General features: G+C 51.8%; 1 protein-coding gene. It reads left to right on the top strand.

The window, feature by feature from the left end:
* A partial coding sequence (locus tag A3763_RS00310; protein WP_197482644.1) for a transketolase C-terminal domain-containing protein occupies positions 1-1,059 on the top strand: 1,059 nt, incomplete at both ends.

Raw genomic sequence — 1,059 nt, 5'->3', positions numbered from 1 at the left:
AGGCAGGTACGCGCTTTGTTGCGGCTTATCCGATTACACCGGCTTCGGGCATTCTTGAGTGGCTCGCGCCAAATTTGGAAAAATTGGGCGGCAGTTTGGTTCAGGCTGAAGATGAGCTGGCCTCTATCAATATGATTATCGGATCGTCTTTTGGCGGTGTTTCGTCGCTTACCGCTACCTCTGGCCCTGGTTTAGCATTGATGGCTGAGTCTATAGGTTTGGCCGTTGCCAGTGAAACTCCTCTGGTAATTGTGAATGTGATGCGAGGAGGCCCTTCAACGGGTATTCCCACCAAATCAGAGCAGTCTGATCTAAATATGGCGCTACATGGTTTGCATGGCGATGCGCCGCATGTGGTGACTGCCATGTTATCGATTGCAGACAGTGCCTTTACCACGGGTTGGTCAGTGTGGTTGGCAGAACACCTGCAGGTGCCAGTGATTACCTTGTCTGACCAATCAATGGCCCAGTCAGATGCAAGCCTTCTGGAGCCGCAGCTTTGGCAAGAAAAGGGTGAACGCTTGATCGCAGCGCATTCAGATACGCCTTATCATCGTTACGCACTAACTGATAGCGGTATCTCACCTATGTCGATTCCTGGTGAAGAAGACATGATGTATACCGCAGACGGGTTGGAGCATAACCAACATGGCACGCCTTCTGCTGCCACAGAAATGCATCGCGAGCAGCTGCAGAAACGCGCCGAGAAGCTTCGTCAGTTCGATTATTCTGAACATTGGGCTGAGGTGTCAGGGCAGGGTGAAAGCGCCATAGTTTGTTGGGGGTCGGTCTCATCGGTAGCTAAAGAAGCGGCTGAAAGAATGACCGAGCAAGGTGAGGCATGCCGAGTCATTGCTTTACGTTTGATCGCGCCACTACAAACCGAGGCGCTGTTGCGCGAGCTAGAGGGTGCAGAAAAAGTACTTGTTGTCGAGCAGAGTCATGGTGCCCAGTTTATGGCTTGGTTAAGGGCGCATGTAGACTTTCCTTGTGCTCACCAAAGCTTGGCTATTCCGGGCCCTTTACCTATCCGGCCGAAGCATATTATCGGTGCCTTTA

It is taken from the genome of Oleiphilus sp. HI0128, assembly GCF_001635365.1.
Note: the sequence above shows the minus strand (reverse complement) of the source record. Positions and strands in the feature narration are given on the sequence as shown.